Source organism: Roseburia faecis (assembly GCF_001406815.1).
In the GTDB taxonomy this organism is placed as follows: Bacteria; Bacillota; Clostridia; order Lachnospirales; family Lachnospiraceae; genus Roseburia; species Roseburia faecis.
This window is the reverse complement of the sequence record NZ_CVRR01000004.1, coordinates 12,379-30,225: the sequence shown is the minus strand read 5'-3', so window position 1 is coordinate 30,225 and position 17,847 is coordinate 12,379. Positions and strand designations below refer to the sequence as shown.

15 protein-coding genes are annotated in these 17,847 nt (G+C 43.9%); 14 read left to right on the top strand and 1 reads right to left on the bottom strand.

Annotated features, from left to right (window positions below; translation table 11 throughout):
- Nucleotides 1–249 precede the first annotated feature (249 nt).
- The 5 genes from M72_RS00655 to M72_RS00635 are packed head-to-tail and all read left to right on the top strand — an operon-like array spanning nt 250 to nt 5,773.
- The gene (locus M72_RS00655) at nt 250–1,197 is read left to right on the top strand and encodes a glycoside hydrolase family 43 protein (protein WP_055066813.1); all 948 of its coding nucleotides are present in this window, start codon (nt 250–252) and stop codon (nt 1,195–1,197) included.
- Nucleotides 1,190–2,713: a glycoside hydrolase family 43 protein gene (locus M72_RS16670; protein ID WP_176694753.1), complete on the top strand. Its 1,524-nt coding sequence runs from the start codon at nt 1,190–1,192 to the stop codon at nt 2,711–2,713. The genes M72_RS00655 and M72_RS16670 overlap by 8 nt, the downstream gene beginning before the upstream one ends.
- A gap of 6 nt (nt 2,714–2,719) precedes the next feature.
- On the top strand, nt 2,720–4,228 hold the full coding sequence (locus M72_RS16665) for an alpha-N-arabinofuranosidase (protein WP_055066811.1): 1,509 nt from the start codon (nt 2,720–2,722) through the stop codon (nt 4,226–4,228).
- Nucleotides 4,229–4,248: 20 nt separating this feature from the next.
- Nucleotides 4,249–4,548 (top strand): DUF6171 family protein, encoded by a 300-nt coding sequence (locus tag M72_RS00640; protein WP_070103560.1) that lies wholly within the window; start codon nt 4,249–4,251, stop codon nt 4,546–4,548.
- Nucleotides 4,520–5,773, top strand: a complete 1,254-nt coding sequence (locus M72_RS00635; protein ID WP_055066810.1) for an arabinan endo-1,5-alpha-L-arabinosidase — start codon at nt 4,520–4,522, stop codon at nt 5,771–5,773. Before M72_RS00640 ends, M72_RS00635 begins: the two co-directional genes overlap by 29 nt.
- A gap of 63 nt (nt 5,774–5,836) precedes the next feature.
- Here the strand turns inward: M72_RS00635 and M72_RS00630 are convergent, their stop codons facing one another.
- The gene (locus M72_RS00630; protein WP_022046762.1) at nt 5,837–6,757 is read right to left on the bottom strand and encodes an ArsR/SmtB family transcription factor; all 921 of its coding nucleotides are present in this window, start codon (nt 6,755–6,757) and stop codon (nt 5,837–5,839) included.
- A gap of 346 nt (nt 6,758–7,103) precedes the next feature.
- Between M72_RS00630 and M72_RS00625 the strand changes: the two genes are divergently transcribed.
- The 9 genes from M72_RS00625 to M72_RS00585 all read left to right on the top strand — a co-directional run bounded on the left by M72_RS00625 (nt 7,104) and on the right by M72_RS00585 (nt 17,791).
- Nucleotides 7,104–8,546: an ABC transporter substrate-binding protein gene (locus tag M72_RS00625; RefSeq protein WP_055066809.1), complete on the top strand. Its 1,443-nt coding sequence runs from the start codon at nt 7,104–7,106 to the stop codon at nt 8,544–8,546.
- 54 nt (nt 8,547–8,600) lie between these two features.
- Nucleotides 8,601–9,524 (top strand): carbohydrate ABC transporter permease, encoded by a 924-nt coding sequence (locus M72_RS00620; RefSeq protein ID WP_022046764.1) that lies wholly within the window; start codon nt 8,601–8,603, stop codon nt 9,522–9,524.
- An 11-nt stretch (nt 9,525–9,535) separates the two neighbouring features.
- Nucleotides 9,536–10,405 carry a carbohydrate ABC transporter permease gene (locus M72_RS00615; RefSeq protein WP_022046765.1) on the top strand — a complete coding sequence of 290 codons (870 nt, stop codon included), beginning with the start codon at nt 9,536–9,538 and terminating at the stop codon, nt 10,403–10,405.
- Between the two features lie 142 nt (nt 10,406–10,547).
- Nucleotides 10,548–11,198 (top strand): YesL family protein, encoded by a 651-nt coding sequence (locus tag M72_RS00610; protein WP_055066808.1) that lies wholly within the window; start codon nt 10,548–10,550, stop codon nt 11,196–11,198.
- 200 nt (nt 11,199–11,398) lie between these two features.
- A complete protein-coding gene (locus tag M72_RS00605; RefSeq protein ID WP_022046767.1) occupies nt 11,399–12,616 on the top strand; it encodes an iron-containing alcohol dehydrogenase in 1,218 nt (405 codons plus the stop codon).
- A gap of 253 nt (nt 12,617–12,869) precedes the next feature.
- Nucleotides 12,870–13,193 (top strand): SHOCT domain-containing protein, encoded by a 324-nt coding sequence (locus M72_RS16165; protein ID WP_022046768.1) that lies wholly within the window; start codon nt 12,870–12,872, stop codon nt 13,191–13,193.
- 170 nt (nt 13,194–13,363) lie between these two features.
- Entirely contained in the window at nt 13,364–14,470 is a 1,107-nt protein-coding gene (locus M72_RS00595) for a GntR family transcriptional regulator (protein ID WP_055066807.1), read from the top strand.
- Nucleotides 14,471–14,635: 165 nt separating this feature from the next.
- Nucleotides 14,636–16,132: an L-arabinose isomerase gene (gene araA / locus M72_RS00590; protein ID WP_055066806.1), complete on the top strand. Its 1,497-nt coding sequence runs from the start codon at nt 14,636–14,638 to the stop codon at nt 16,130–16,132.
- 45 nt (nt 16,133–16,177) lie between these two features.
- On the top strand, nt 16,178–17,791 hold the full coding sequence (locus M72_RS00585) for a xylulokinase (protein WP_055066805.1): 1,614 nt from the start codon (nt 16,178–16,180) through the stop codon (nt 17,789–17,791).
- The last annotated feature ends 56 nt before the right edge of the window (nt 17,792–17,847 follow it).

Sequence of the window (17,847 nt, the reverse complement as noted above, 5' to 3'; positions counted from 1 at the left end):
GATTCTTTCATAAAATAAAAAGTTTCCTTTGTTAGTATTCTAATTATTAGAAGCCTAATAAATAATATTACATAAAGTGAGAAATGTCAAATACAGGTTTTTCCACAAAAACAAATGCACAATATTGTTCAACATAACTAAAATTGTTTAAAGAAATCTAAAATAGTTGCATTTTATGTTCATCCTCTATATAATTTTAAATATAAATAAAATAATTTATAAAATTATAAAATATAGTGGAGAAAACATATGGATAAGAGACTGAAATTTAATGAACCTTGGATTCTGCAGAGAGCAGATCCGTATGTGTATGAAAAGGATGGCTGGTATTATTTTACGGCATCGGTTCCGGCATATGACAGCATTGTACTGCGCCGGGCAAAAAAATTGGCAGATCTTCCACAGGCAGAGGAAGTGGTCATTTGGAAAAAGCATGAGAGTGGTCCGATGAGCAAGCATATCTGGGCACCGGAACTGCACTATCTGGAAGGAAAATGGTACATCTATTTTGCCGGTGGTGAAGAAGAGGATATCTGGAAAATCCGTCCATATGTGCTGGAATGTCAGGGGCAGGACCCATTGGCAGATGCATGGGTGGAAAAAGGCAAAATGCAGCGTGCAGATGGGGATGAATTCTCGTTTGAAGCATTCTCCCTGGACGCAACCGTATTTGAGGATGCCGGAGATTATTACTACGTGTGGGCAGAAAAGGTTGGAGTAGGCAAGCAGATTTCCAATCTTTATATTGCAAAAATGGAGTCTCCGTGCAAGCTGGCAACGGTGCAGGTGCTTCTTACAACACCGGATTATGATTGGGAACGTGTGGGATTCTGGGTAAATGAGGGACCGGCAGTGATTCATCACGGGGATAAACTGTACCTGACATATTCGGCGAGTGACACAGGGGTTGCCTATTGTGTCGGTATGCTTACTGCAACCAGCGGAACGGATCTGCTGGATCCGTTAAATTGGAGAAAGGAGCGTCATCCGGTATTACAAAGCAGTTATGAAAAAGGAATTTACGGACCGGGACATAATTCTTTTACCAAAGATGAAGATGGAAATGATATCATGGTATACCATGCACGCACAGAAACAGAGATAGAGGGAAATCCTCTCTATAATCCAAACCGTCATGCACATCTGATGCAGGTTCAATGGGATGAAAACGGAAAGCCGGTGTTTGCGTATGATTAAGAAAAAAATAGTTCGTGTGTTGACCGTTGCAGGGCTTCTGGCATGCCTTGCATCCGGTTGCGCCTCCGGCGGTTCTTCCGTTGGGAAGGAGGCCGCAGCAGATGAGATAAAAAAAGGCGGATTTACGGTTGCAGCATCCTGTCACGATCCGCAGATCATCAGGGAAGGCGATACATATTATATGTTCGGCAGTCATATGGTAGGGGCAAAGTGTCAGGACCTGCGTAAATGGAATTATTTTGCAAATGGTGTTGATGCAGCGAATACACTGTTTGACAATTTGCTGACAGAGCCGTACGCTGCCTTTGATTTTGTCGGAAAAAACACAGATAATGGGTATTCTGTCTGGGCATCAAATGTAATTTACAATGAGACAATGAAGAAATATGTCATGTATTTCTGTACGACATCTTCTTATGTGAAATCGACTCTCTGTTTTGCAACTGCAGACAATATAGAGGGACCGTATACTTATGTGGATACGATTTTATATTCCGGATATGGAAAAAGCAATATCAGCGAAACGAATTTGTACGATGTACTCGGAAAAAATGCAGATATTTCCAGATATCTGGAATATGGTGGATACAACAATAAGGAGTGGCCAAACTGTATTGATCCGGCGATTTTTACCGATGCAGACGGGCGGATGTGGATGAATTATGGCTCATGGTCAGGTGGTATCTTTCTGCTGGAGATTGATCCCACCACTGGATACCCGATTTATCCGGTGGATGACAAGGATGCCGATCCGTATTATGGATATCGGCTGATTGGTGGTGGACATCACTCTGCTGAGGGTCCATATATCCAGTATGACGCAGAAAACGGCTATTATTATCTGTTTGTTTCTTATGGAGACCTGCAGAGTGATGGTGGGTATCAGATTCGGCAGTTTCGCAGTGAAAAGCCAACGGGACCATATGTGGATGTGGCAGGAAATACACTGGAAGATCAGGACGATCATTTCAATTATGGTTTAAAAATGATGGGGAATTATACATTCCCGAGTTTAAATTATACCTATATGGCACCGGGCGGTCAGTCCACATTTCAGGATGATGACGGGAAATATTACATTACATATCATCAGCGGTTTGACGATGGCACAGAGTATCATGAACCGCGTGTACATCAGATGTACACAAATGAGGATGGGTGGTTTGTTGCAGCACCATTTGCCACAATGGGAGAAACTCTCTCGGAAAAGGGGTACAAAAAATCGGATGTATCCGGTACATTTTATGTAGTAAACCATGGAACAGATATCAGCAGTAAGATTCGCGAAGCGGAGGCATATACGTTTGCGGATGGAAAAGTAACCGGTGGAGAAAAAAGCGGTACATATGAGGTAAGGGAAGGCACAAATTACATTACCATTACACTGGACGGTGTCGTTTATAAAGGGGTATTAATGGAAATGACCGATGAAGCGGAAAATCCGGTGTTTTGTTTTTCGGCTGCAGGAGACAACGAGGAAACTCTCTGGGGCGTACAATATATCCAAAAGGAGTAAAGAGATATGGCAAAGTTAATGATCAACAGAAATAAAAAAGAAGGTACCATTGCACCAGAGATCTACGGGCATTTTTCGGAACACCTGGGCAGATGCATCTATGAAGGACTCTATGTGGGTGAGAACTCTGAAATTCCAAATGTCAATGGGATGCGTACAGATGTGGTGGAAGCACTCAAAGAGATTAAGATTCCGGTATTGCGCTGGCCGGGGGGATGTTTTGCGGACGAGTATCACTGGAAAGACGGAATCGGACCGAAAGAGAACCGGAAGAAAATGGTTAATACCCATTGGGGTGGTGTGGTAGAGGACAACAGTTTCGGAACGCATGAGTTCTTTGAACTTTGCCGTCAGCTTGGATGTAAAACCTACATTAACGGAAATCTTGGAAGCGGAACCGTGCAGGAGATGTCGGAATGGGTTGAATATATGACATTTAACGGGGTGTCCCCGATGGCAGATCTGCGCAAAAAAAATGGACATGAGGAGCCGTGGACCATTGATTATTTTGGTGTTGGAAATGAAAACTGGGGATGTGGGGGAAATATGAGACCGCAGTATTATGCAGATGAGTACCGCAGATATCAGACCTATGTGCGCAATTATGATCCGCAGAAACCGATCCAAAAGATCTGTGGCGGAGCAAATGTGGATGATTATGACTGGACAAGGAAGGTATTAGAGACAACCCATGATCACACCGTTCCTGAATTTCATGGATTTATGGATGGGCTTTCCCTGCATTATTATGTGCATCCGGAAGGCTGGGAAATCAAGGGAAGTGCAACGGATTTTGATGAAGAAGTGTGGTATAAGACATTAAAAAAAGCACTTTATATGGAAACTCTTGTGGAACGCCACGGAAAGATTATGGATCAGTACGATCCGGATAAAAAAATCGGAATGATCGTGGATGAGTGGGGCTGTTGGTTTACAGTTGAACCGGGAACCAATCCGGGCTTTTTATATCAGCAGAACACGATAAGGGATGCGTTGGTTGCAGGGATCACCCTGAATATCTTTAATAAGCACTGTGATCGCGTGAAGATGGCAAATCTTGCACAGATGGTAAATGTATTGCAGTCTGTCATTCTCACAGAAGGACCAAAGATGATTAAGACACCGACGTATCATGTATTCCATATGTACCGGCACCATCAGGGTGCAACGCTTTTGAACAGTACACTGACAGGAGTGGGCGAAACCGGTATAGGAGAATGGAAAGTTCCGGAGGTGACGGAATCCGTATCCGAGGATGCGGAGCATATCATTACGGTTACATTAAACAATCTTTCTGCGGATGAGGAAAAGGAAATAGAGATTGCGTTTGCCGGAGATGAACACGTATATTCAGTGAAAGAAGCAAAGGTTGTCTCGGCAGAGATGCACGCACATAATACGTTTGATGTTCCGGAACTTGTAAAAGAAGAAGAATTTACTGCATATAAAAAGTGTGGAAATGGGATAAAAGTCATGCTTCCTCCATGCAGTGTGGTGGAGCTGCGCCTGCAATAATGCAAAATGGACAGGATCATATGGAAGAATCAGAACGGTATTGCAGAAAATGCGAACTGGCAAAACAATACGGGGGCGGTCTGGAGGAATATCTTTTGCGGTACCTTGCACAGCTTACGCCGGAAGAACAGGCAGAAGATGTGACGTATGCAAGGCGTCTGGCATGTTGTGGGAAATGCACATGGTATGGGGAGCATATGTGCCGTGCCTGCGGATGCTATGTGCAGCTTCGTGCTGCGGTAAAAGGACAGAACTGTCCCTATGAAAAATGGGAACAAGAAGGAGAGACGCATGATACACGATCCGGCAATATTTTATGATGAGGTTAGTGGAAATTATTATACATACAGTACAGGTGCTATATGCCAGAAATCAAAAGATCTGGTGCACTGGCAGGAAATCGGAAAAGTTGTGGAACGTCCGCCGCAGGAGTCGGTGGAATGGACCGGCAGTGAAGATATCTGGGCACCGGATATCGTAAAGGTGGGAAAAGAATATCGTCTGTACTGCTCCAATTCCAGCTGGGGTGTGCGCCAGTCCTGTATCTTTCTGGCAGTGGCAGACTGCCCGGAAGGTCCGTTCGAACCCAAAGGGTGTGTGCTTAAAACTACAGAAAAATTTCCGCAGAGTGTTACCAATGCAATTGATGCAAATATTATCGAGGATGCAAAAACAGGGGAGCAGTATATGCTTTATGGCTCTTTCTGGGGTGGCTGCCATGTATTAAAACTGAACAAGACTACAGGTTTTGCCGAAGAAGAAGGAATCGGGGTATGCATTGCACGACGCCCGAAGTGGCAGAGCGGCAGTATGGAAGGCCCGTATATGGTATACAATGCGCAGAATAATTATTATTATCTGTTTGTGTCCTACGGATCTTTAAAATCCGATTATAATATCCGGGTGGGAAGAAGCCGGAGTATCTGCGGACCATTTATTGATTTCCACGGAAAGGATCTGATTGCAGATGAGGATGAGGATAACAGCACAGGATTACTCGCCATGTGTGGATATCAATGGAATGAAGGGCAGGCATATATGGGTCCCGGACATAATTCAGTGTTACATGATGTAAACGGACGGTGGTATCTTGTATGTCATATCCGCAGGAAAAACTTTACACAACAGGAAGAACCGTCTGAGATGCAGATACGTGAAATTTTCTGGAGTGAGGATGGGTGGCCGTTTGTGGCAGCACAGCCCCTTGCGAAGACAGATACAGGAGACGGGATAAAGCCGGTAACGAAAGAACAGATATGCGGTTTTTATGAGCGGATCACGCTTGCGCCGGCACTGCCGCAGGGAATTACCTGTTCTGTGCCAATGAAACTTGCACCGGATGGATATTATGAGAACTGTTCTGTTCAGGGAAAATGGGAGTATACTGCAGACCACAGGGGCATGATTGCATATGGACCTTATACGGAGGAGGTGCGGGTTTATTGTGGCTGGGATGCACAGCGGAAGTGTGAAACAATTCTGTTGTGCGGACTGCGCAGTGATGGTGTTGCATTCTGGGCGAAAAGAATCGGAAATCTGGTATAATGGATGCTGGTTAAAAAGGCTTTTGCATGGAGAAATAACATGCAAAGGCCTTTTTTAATAAAATTATTCTTCAATTGGTGCGTAATTAATGCTGACTTTAATATCCTGTCCATAATTACCGAAAGATTTACCGAAAATCGTGAGTCCTCCAACGTGCTCTGCATTGTCATTGACTGCCATGCGCAGCTTCATGCTGCTGCGATAGTCCAGATTAAAGTCCCGGATGGTGACATCTGAAATCTGCAATCCGTCAATGAAAGTTCCCTTTTTATTGATCACAAGCATTTTTAACAATCCATACTGGTTCCAGTTCGGAAACCACCAGTCCGGAGTGAAAATACCGCGGACATCTCCGAAATCTCCCGGGGATGTCCAGGTGCCGATGCAGACATCATTTAAATAAAAACTGATATCGGATGGCCAGACATTATTGATTCCCGGGGCTTCGGAACTGAGCTCGGCAGAGATTAAAATCTGCGTGATTTTCTGGGAACCTGGAATAAAGTTTGGAATTTCATATTCCACAAATCCTTTGGAAAACCAGAGAATATCTGCATTGTAGCGATCAGGATGTGCAAAGTAGCGCGTATCATCCACTTCACCGATCAGATGGGAAGCGGTAGCCAGCCCGCAGGTCGGATAGACTTCATAATTGCAGTAATGTCCGACCTGAAGTTCTGCATTGTAAACATTCTGCGCTTCTTCCGGTGCGTCCAGATCAATGAGAATTTTATCCAGATGCAGAGTACAGATTTTCTGGTTTCCGTGCCCGCTGGAATCATTGGAGGTATTGACAATTCCGCATGCCTCCAGTTTTTTTATATGTCCCGTCAGAGCACCGTTCGTAATGTTCAGTTTTGCTGCCAGTTCGTTCATGTTCATTTCTTTGTTTTCAATCAACAGTTTTATAATTTCAATCCGAACATCGGAGCCAAGTGCTTTAAAAATGTCCAGTCCATCATCCAGTGAAGTGATGTGAAGCATAAATTACCCCCTTTTGATTTGTTTCATTTCTGTTTTATAAATTATAGTATCATTTCCGGAATGCGTCAACGCATGAGTGAAAGAAAAGGAATAAAAACGAAAATAATTTAAAAAACGCTAAATAACAACAATTAAATAAAATATTTTAGAAAAATCTAAAAAACATGTTGACATACCTATTGGACAATTATATAATGTAACCAATAAGACCTGATAAATTTCAAAATATTAGTTAATCTGCCGAATGATTTTCAAAGGCGCGTCGGAATCAGATGGTCAGAATAATGAACAGGGGAGCTTATATTTTATTTCATTATGATCAAAGTGGTAAAAAGGAGAGGAAACTATGAAGAAAAAAATCATATCAACATTGCTTTGTACAGCAATGCTCGCAACGATGGTGGCAGGATGCGGAGTTGAAAAGAGCGATGGGGGATCAGACACAGAAAGCTCGGCAAGCTCCGTTGCAGAGATGAAAGGAACCGGTGATAATGAGATCAATATTCTTATTTATGCACAGGATCACGAAAAAGCCGTTTATCAGGAACTAATTGATAAATTTACAAAAGAGCATGCAGATGAGATTTCTACAGTAAACTTTGAGGTAACAACACAGGATGAATACGCAACGAAGATGACAGCTGCCATGACAGCGGGAGAACTTCCGGACATTTTCTATGTGGGACCGGAAGCAGTCAGAAGTTATGTAGATAACGGATATGTACAGCCGTTGGATGATCTCGTAGATGCTACTGCGGTTGACAATCTGTGGCCGGCGATCAAGAGCGCATATATGTATGATGGATCTAATATTGGTTCAGGATCGTTATACTGCCTGCCAAAAGATTTATCCTGCTTTGCATTTGCCTACAACAAAGATCTTTTTGATGAAGCAGGACTGGAGTATCCGGATCCGGAAAATCCATACACATGGGAAGAATTTGCAGATGTGTGCCAGAAACTGACAAAGGATAAAGACGGTGATGGCGAAATTGATCAGTGGGGTGTTGCAAATGCAAATGCATTTGGTTTTACTCCTTATGTATACGGCAATGGCGGTCAGTTCTTAAATGATGATCAGACAAAGGTAGTCATTGATGAAAATCAGAATTTTAAGGATGCTTTCCAGTATTATACGGATCTGACATTAAAGTATAAAGTAACGCCAACGGTAGAACAGGATACTGCGCTTGGCGGATACCAGAGATGGCTGGACGGACAGGTTGCTTTTTATGCATGTGGTACATGGGATGTCGCAGCATTTATGGATGATGCAACATTCCCATACAATTGGGATTTATGTGGATGGCCGGTAGGACCAAACGGAGACGGAAAGTCCACAGCATGGCTCGGAACCGTTGGTTTCGCAGTTTCTTCACAGGCAAAGAACCCGGATTTATGTGCAGAGTTAATACAGTCCTTATCAACAGATCTGGACGGACAGAAAGAACTTTGCGGCGAGACATCCGGTAAGTCTTTACAGATTCCAAACATTATGGATTATGCACAGACAACATTTAAAGACAAAGTAAATGATGGAACAATTCCATATGCAAGCAATGTAGATGTTATTTTCGGATATATTGAGGGAAGTGACAAATATAAAGGAATCTTTACGGAAACAACCTACACTTACAACAGTGAATGGTGGGATACTTTCCTGGAAGGAATGCCGAATGTTCTGACCGGAGAAGTTTCCGTAGATGATTATTGTAAACAGGTAGCGCCAAAGATGCAGGAAGCACTGGACAACGCGATCGAATTACAGAACGCAGCAACTAATAATTAAGATTAAAACGGATTGCCCCTGTCATGGGGCAGTCCGTAGGAAAAGAGTGGGCATATGAGCGGAAAAACAAAACAACCGAAACATAAGATGTCGGCAATGGCGAAGAAAGAAGAAAGAACTGCGTGGCTGTTCATCGCCCTGCCTTTCCTTGGATTTTTACTTTTTATGGCTTATCCGATCTGCTTTGCAGTGTTTGCAAGTATGAGCAAGTGGACGGGAATGAATTCTCTGGTGGATAATTTCTGTGGATTGCAGAATTACATCAATATTTTTCATGATGAAAAATTCTGGAAATCTCTGCTTACAACCATTATTTATCTGATCGGTATTCCAATCGGAATGATCCTTGGACTGCTTCTGGCAATGGGAATGAACCGTAAGATTCCGGGAATCCGGCTGCTTCGGACAATGTATTATGTACCAGTAGTATCTTCACTGGTTGCCGTGTCTATTTTGTGGGCATGGGTTTATAATTACGATTATGGATTATTTAATTCAATCATCAAACTTTTGACCGGACATCATGGTCCAAACTGGCTGGGAGATGAGTTCTGGGTAAAAGTAGCTTTAATCATCTTCATGGTATGGAAAGGATTGGGAACTTCTATTATTCTTTATCTTGCCGGATTGCAAAACATTCCGCGTAACTACTATGAAGCTGCTTCCATTGATGGAGCAAATGGATGGCAGAAATTTCGTCATATTACCGTTCCACTGGTCTCGCCGGTTACGTTCTATATTTTAATTACCAGCCTGATTGGCGGTTTCCAGGTGTTCGTGGAAGTACAGGTTATGACGAATAAAGGTGGAACAAACTATAGTGCAGCAACCGTTGTTTATTATTTGTATGATAAAGCATTTTCAAACGGACAGTTAGGCTACGGATGTGCACTGGCAGTTATTCTTGCAATCATCATCTTCATTATCACGGCTCTTAATTTCGCGGGTCAGGATAGATGGGTGAAGACCATGGACTAGGAGGGAGTCATATGAGTTCAAAAAAAGATTTGGCAAGCTCCCGGCTTGTATCAAAAAAAGAGAAAATTTTTAACTGGATTATCTTTGTATTACTTCTTCTTGGTGCAGTTGTAATGGTTTTCCCGTTAATTTACATGATTGCGACATCATTCATGACAAAAAATCAGATTTTGTCCGGTACATTAACAATTCTTCCGGATCCGATTCTGATAGGAAAATATTCTGAAGTATTAAAAAAGGGACAGTTCATAAACGGTATATTTAATTCTCTGAAGGTTGCAATTCCGGTATTGATTATTGGCGGATTTACCTCCTCCCTCGCCGCATTCGGATTTGCAAAAATGAGATTTCGTGGCAAAAATGCATTGTTTCTGGCATTGCTGGCAACCATTATGATTCCGTTTGCGGTTGTCATGATTCCACAGTATGTCATGTTTACCAAACTGGGCTGGACCAATACTCTGCTTCCACTTATTATTCCGGGATGCTTTGGAAATGTCAGTATTATCTTTTTCCTTCGACAGAACCTGATCGGAATTCCGGATGATCTGATGGAAGCAGCAAAATTGGATGGATGTGGATATTTCCGTACGTTTCTTCAGATTTTTATGCCATTGATGAAGGGGGCTCTGGCAACGCAGCTGATGTTGTGGTTTATGGGAATCTGGAATGATTATCTTGCACCTACTATTTTCTTGAGAAGCGAAAAGAACTGGACATTGCAGGTGGTTATCCGTTCCTTCAATTCCTATTATGCAATTCAGAGTGATTATGCTTTGATCATGGCAGCATCCGTAATTGCAATGATTCCGACAATGGCATTGTTCTTTATTTTCCAGAGAATGATCATTGAGTCCATTGCAATCAGCGGTATCAAATAAGTAACAAATTATAAAATTCATCTTTTTCAATCCTCAACAAAATATAAGAAAGCAGTTCGTATAAAAATCGCTTGCGCGATGCGGACTGCTTTTGTAGTATTATAACGAACAGACATTTATACATGGTAAAGGGGGGCAGCGTATGCCAAAAGAAAATCCGGTGATTGCTTTTTTAAATAAGATGGCAGATTTGATTTTACTGAATCTGATTTTTCTGCTGTGCTGTATTCCGGTTGTGACGATCGGACCGGCAATTACAGCATTGTATGCAGTTTCATTGCGATCGGTACGCTATGGAGATGGGTATGTTATACAGACTTTTTTCCGGTCGTTTAAGCAGAATTTTAAACAGTCTTTTGTGGTGGGAATGATAGGCTTACTTTTTGTGTGCCTGCTTGTTATTGATTTGTTTTTCTGGCGCAATGTGGGACCTGCTTTCATGTCCGTATTTATGACAGTGGTGAGTGTATGCGTAGGCTATTTGGTTTTTATTGTGTTCTTATGGCTGTTTCCGGTGATTGCAAAACTGGAAAATCCTTTGCGTGTGCAGATAAAAAATGCAGCCGCCATGGCGGTTGCCCATTTTTTCCCATATACGCTGTTTGTAAGTGTGATAGTACTGGCGGCAGGCTATATGGCATATACCAGTATCATTACGGATGTGCTGCTGCTTCTGATGGGATTTGCTTTACTTGCATATGTATGTTCATTCTTTTTTTATAAAGTGTTTGCAAAATATATAGACGAGGAACCGGTGGGAGAGGATGACCCATTATATGGAAGCAGAGAGTAAAAAATATGAATTGAAATTTCCTACCTTTAATGGTAGAATAAATGCATAGTTGCAGGCACACAACGGTCGATTTTTTGTGCAATATGTCTAGTGATAAAGGCAGAACAGTGGAAGACGGGCGTTGAAATTTTCATTGTGGAAAGCACCGGAAACAACCGTGAAAGCCGAAATGATTTACATAGTATATGGAGGTTTTTTATATGGCAAGATTTACATTACCGAGAGATTTATACCATGGAAAGGGAGCACTCGAAGCCCTGAAAACATTCAAGGGAAAGAAAGCGATCATCTGCGTGGGCGGCGGCTCGATGAAACGGTTTGGTTTCCTTCAGAAGGCGGAAGATTATTTAAAGGAAGCCGGGATGGAAGTAAAACTTTTCGAGGGCATTGAGCCGGATCCGTCTGTTGAGACTGTTATGAAAGGTGCGGCAGTGATGCAGGAGTTTGAGCCGGACTGGATTGTAGCCATGGGTGGTGGTTCTCCGATTGATGCGGCAAAAGCAATGTGGATCAAGTATGAGTATCCGGATATTACTTTTGAGGATATGTGCAAAGTATTTGGTATTCCGGCGCTGCGCAACAAGGCACATTTCTGTGCAATTTCATCAACTTCCGGAACTGCAACAGAAGTTACTGCGTTTTCCATCATTACAGATTATGAGAAGGGAATCAAGTATCCGATTGCGGATTTTGAGATTACACCAGATGTTGCAATCGTAGATCCGGATCTGGCAGAGACAATGCCACAGAAACTGGTAGCGCATACCGGAATGGATGCAATGACACATGCAATTGAGGCATATGTTTCTACCGCAAATTGCGATTTTACCGATCCACTTGCACTGCATGCGATTAAGATGATCCAGAGTGACCTGATCCCGTCTTACAACGGGGATATGGAAAAGAGAGATTCCATGCACAATGCACAGTGTCTGGCTGGTATGGCATTTTCCAATGCACTCCTTGGCATTGTACATTCCATGGCACATAAGACAGGTGCAGCGTTTGCGGATTATGGCGCACACATCATCCACGGCGCAGCCAATGCAATGTATCTGCCGAAGGTTATCGCATTTAATGCAAAGGATGAGACGGCAAAGAAACGTTACGGTGAGATTGCGGATTTCATGAAACTTGGCGGAAACACACTGGATGAAAAGGTGGAGCTTCTGATCGCACATCTGCGCAGGATGAACGATGATCTGAACATTCCGCACTGCATTAAAAACTATGGTGCAGACAGCTTCCCGACCGAGCAGGGATTTGTACCGGAGGAGGTATTCTTAGAGAGACTTCCGGAGATTGCGGCCAATGCAATTCTTGACGCATGCACAGGTTCCAATCCAAGACAGCCAAGTCAGGAGGAGATGGAGAAACTCTTAAAGTGCTGCTACTACGATACGGATGTCGATTTTTAAAAGAAACTAAGCAAGAAAAGCCCTGCGGTTTTTGTATACCGCAGGGCTTTTCTTTTTTGCAACAGGTGCTTCAATGAACAAATATGAGTGCTGACCGGGCTAAAGTACATTGAGTATATCAAAAACAGAACAAATATGGTAGAATATACGATATGTAATCTGAAAACAGATAGGTAAGAAGATGACAAAAAGGGTCTGGAAATGAAAAAGAAGAATCCGAAGTTATATCGCCGGTAGGGAGGAAAATATTATCATGAGTGGATATCTGATCAAAGACACGACAAAGGAAGAAAGGATTGCACTGATTCGTTCCTGGCAGGAGCCGGACGACTGCGTGGGAGGAAGCGGCATGGATCTGTTTGATATGTATGATGCCTATATCCGTGGGGAGAAAGAGATTGCAGAGATTAATGGGGAATTTCAGGCATCCTATGTAAAAGACACTGAAGACTTAGAACAGCCGGAAGAAGCAAAATCCACTTCCGGAGAACTGACGCAGCTGACAAAGCTTCATGCGGAAGGTGCGCTTACGGATGAAGAGTTTGCGGCCGCAAAGAAAAAAGTGCTTGGACTGTAGCACACAATAATTTTATTATAAAAATGCAGGGCAGTATTTTTGTGCAATTCTTTTAGTGACATATGAAAAAACCTGTGTTACACTGACCGTACAAGTAAACATACATGATACAACTTTAGTAGAGAAGTCCGGACAGGCTGTATCTGCTTTTTTAAGAGGGAATATACATTATGGAGAGTATCACAGGAGGAAACACACCAAAATATCAGGAACTGACCGAACAGCTGCGTTTACAGATCGTCTCCGGGGAGATTGCACCGGGGCAGAAACTGCCATCGGAAAATACGCTTTCCGCACAGTATCAGGTCAGCCGTCAGACGGTGCGCAAGGCATTGGCGATTTTGCAGAATGAAGGATATATATACGCAGAGCACGGGCGCGGTACATTCTGTTCGGAAATGATGCGGCACGCACATCCGTCCAAGAATATTGCTGTCGTAACAACCTATCTGTCAGACTATATTTTTCCCCGTGTGATACAGGGAATTGATGATGTGCTGACCGGTGCAGGATATAGCATTGTCCTAAAAAATACAAAAAATTCCCGGACCCGGGAAGCGGAATGCCTGCAGGAAATTTTAAGCAAGGATATTGACGGGGTTATCATTGAACCGAGTAAAAGCCAGATTTTCTGCCGGCATATGAATTTGTACGAACAACTGGAAAAATCGCATATTCCATACGTGTTTATCCAGGGATGTTTCCCACAGATGAAAGACAAACCGCATGTGCTGCTGGATGATTTTCAGGGGGGATATATGATCACAAAGTATCTGACGGATCACGGGCACAAAAATATCGTGGGAGTATTTAAGGCGGATGACATGCAGGGACAGAACCGTCATAAAGGGTATGTCCGGGCACTGCAGGAGGCGGAAATTTTGTATGATCCGGATAAAGTGGTGTGGTTTCATACGGAGGACCGCAAAATCCATCCCTATGAAGCAATCCGTGAAATGGCAGGAAAAACGCTTCGTGGGCGGATGGATGCGGTCGTTTGTTATAACGATCAGACGGCACAGCTTGTCATCCGTGCATTACAGGAGGAAGGACTGCGTATTCCGGAAGATGTTTCGGTGACCGGTTATGATAATTCTTCGCTGGCGAACAAGCAGGGGCTTCGGCTGACAACCATTGATCATCCGCAGGAAAAGCTTGGCGCCATGGCAGCAGAACTGCTCCTTTCCATGATTCAGAACGGAGAAAAAGAGGAAGGGGAGAGTGTTCTCATCCAGCCAATGCTTATTGAGGGAAATTCCTGCATGGAATACCGGTGACAGCTTGTGCAATCTGACCAAAACAATGCCGGATTAAAACGAAAAAAGACAACAATTTTGTTGATTTTTTGCATGAAAAACAACTTGTAAATACATGCATACAAGTTATAAACTTAGAGTATAAAAACGAACGATATAAAGCATTGATTCTAAGGAGGAACGAGTATGCTGTTAAATAAGGATTACAAATTTTGGTTTTGCACAGGATCACAGGATCTGTATGGAGAGGAATGTCTGGCAAAGGTAGCCCGGCATTCCAAACAGATTGTAGATGAGTTAAACAAGACAGGCGTTTTGCCATATGAAATCGTATGGAAACCGACACTCATTACCAATGAGCTGATCCGCAAGACATTCAACGAGGCTAACAACGATGAGACATGTGCCGGTGTAATCACCTGGATGCACACGTTCTCCCCTGCAAAGTCCTGGATTCTTGGACTGCAGGAGTATCGCAAACCTCTGATGCATTTACATACACAGTTCAATGAGGAACTTCCATATGATACCATTGATATGGATTTCATGAATGAAAACCAGTCGGCACACGGAGACAGAGAGTATGGTCATATCGTGAGCCGTATGCGTATGGAGCGTAAGGTCGTTGTCGGACACTGGAGTGATCCGGTAGTCGTTGACAAGATCGCAAGCTGGATGCGCACCGCAGTCGGCATCGTAGAGAGCAGCCACATCCGTGTCATGCGTGTCGCAGACAACATGAGAAACGTAGCAGTTACCGAGGGCGATAAGGTAGAAGCACAGATCAAGTTCGGCTGGGAAGTAGACGCTTATCCGGTAAACGAGATCGCAGAGTCTGTTGCAGCCGTATCCCAGTCCGATACAAACGCACTTGTAGATGAATACTACGACAAATATGAGATTTTACTCGAGGGAAGAGATCCGGAAGAGTTTAAGAAACATGTAGCCGTACAGGCACAGATTGAACTTGGATTTGAGCGTTTCCTGCAGGAGAAGAATTATCAGGCAATTGTTACCCATTTTGGAGATCTGGGTGCATTAAAACAGCTTCCGGGACTTGCCATCCAGAGACTGATGGAAAAAGGTTATGGCTTTGGCGCAGAAGGTGACTGGAAAGTTGCAGCTATGGTACGTCTCATGAAAGTGATGACCGCAGGCATGAAGGATGCAAAGGGAACATCCATGCTCGAGGATTACACCTACAATTTAGTAAAAGGAAAAGAAGGAATTCTTGAAGCACACATGCTTGAGATCTGCCCGTCCATCGCAGACGGTCCGATCAGCATCAAGTGCCAGCCTCTTTCCATGGGAGACAGAGAAGATCCGGCAAGACTTGTATTTACATCCAAGGAAGGACACGGAATCGCGACATCCCTCATCGATCTGGGCAACCGTTTCCGTCTCATTATCAATGATGTAGAGTGCAAGAAGACAGAAAAGCCAATGCCAAAACTTCCGACCGCAACCAACTTCTGGACTCCGGAACCGGATATCTACACTGGAGCGGAAGCATGGATTCTTGCAGGCGGCGCACACCATACTGCATTTACCTATGACCTGACGGCAGAGCAGATGGGCGACTGGGCAGCAGCCATGGGCATTGAGGCTGTATACATTGACAAAGATACTAGGATTCGTGATTTCAAGCGTGATCTGATGCTTGGAGAGGTATTTTACAGATAAAAGATAGGTAACATCTGCTTTTGTAAAATGCAAAGGCAGGTGTTTATGACAGAAAGAGAGGTAGAAACAGTGGAAAGAAAAGACGAGATTGTGTCCGGGAAAACATTTCTCGGAATTGAATTTGGCTCTACACGTATCAAGGCGGTACTGACCGATGCAGACCATACACCGATCGCATCCGGCAGTCATGAATGGGAAAACCGCCTGGATCACGGAATTTGGACCTATACCATGGATGACATCTGGGGCGGTCTGCAGGATTGCTACCGGGATTTAAAAAAGGACGTAAAAGAACAGTATGGTGTGACACTGACAAAGATCCGTGCGATTGGATTTTCCGCTATGATGCACGGATATCTTGCATTTGACAAGGCTGGGGAGCTTCTCGTGCCGTTCCGCACATGGCGTAATACCATCACAGAGGAAGCAGCAGCCGCACTGACCAAGGAATTTTCCTATAACATTCCGCAGCGTTGGAGCATTGCCCATCTGTATCAGGCAATGTTAAACAAAGAGGAGCATGTGAAAGATATCGCATTTTTCACCACGCTTGCAGGATTTATCCATTGGAAACTGACTGGGGAAAAGGTACTCGGCGTGGGGGATGCATCCGGAATGTTCCCAATCGACAGTAATACAAAAGATTATGATGCAGCAATGCTCGATAAGTTCGATGCGCTGGCAGAACCATACGGCTTTGACTGGTCACTCCGTGACATTCTGCCAAAAGTTCTTGTTGCCGGAGAAAATGCTGGAACGCTGACCGCAGAGGGCGCAAGGCTTCTCGATACCGATGGCGAACTGGAAGCAGGAATTCCGGTATGTCCGCCGGAAGGTGATGCCGGAACCGGCATGGCAGCGACCAACAGTGTAGCTGTCCGCACCGGAAACGTATCCGCAGGTACTTCCGTATTTGCTATGATTGTACTGGAAAAGGCATTAAAGAATGTGCACACAGAGATCGATCTGGTGACCACGCCATCCGGAGAAGCAGTTGCCATGGCACACTGCAACAACTGCACATCCGATCTGAATGCATGGGTCAACCTGTTTGAAGAGTTTGCAAACAGCTTTGGCATGAAGATTGACAAGAATGAGCTGTTTTCCGTTTTATACAACAAAGCACTCGAAGGTGACGCAGATTGTGGCGGTCTTTTAGCATACAACTATTTTTCAGGAGAAGGAATTACCGCATTTGATGAAGGAAGACCTCTGTTTGCCCGCACACCGGATGCAAAATTCAATCTTGCAAATTTCATGCGCGTGCATTTGTTTACGGCGCTGGGCGCATTGAAAGATGGTCTGGATATCCTGCTCAAAGAGGAAGGCGTACAGATCGACAAGATGTACGGCCATGGCGGTCTGTTTAAGACTCCGGTAGTCGGACAGCGCATCATGGCAGCAGCCATTGATACACCGGTTTCCGTTATGGAGACGGCAGGTGAGGGCGGCGCATGGGGTATCGCACTTCTTGCAGCTTACATGGCTCAGAAAGAAGAGGGCGAGAGCCTTGCCGATTATCTGAGCAAGAGAGTCTTTGGCGGTCAGGAGGGCGTGACGGAAGATCCGGTTCCTGCCGATGTGGAAGGCTTTGACCAGTTTTTAAAACGCTACAACGAAGGGCTTGCAATTGAGCGTGCAGCAGTCGAACATTTATAAAATAATAGTTACAGATAAGAAACAGGCAGAATCCGTCGTTTACAGCGGCGGATTTT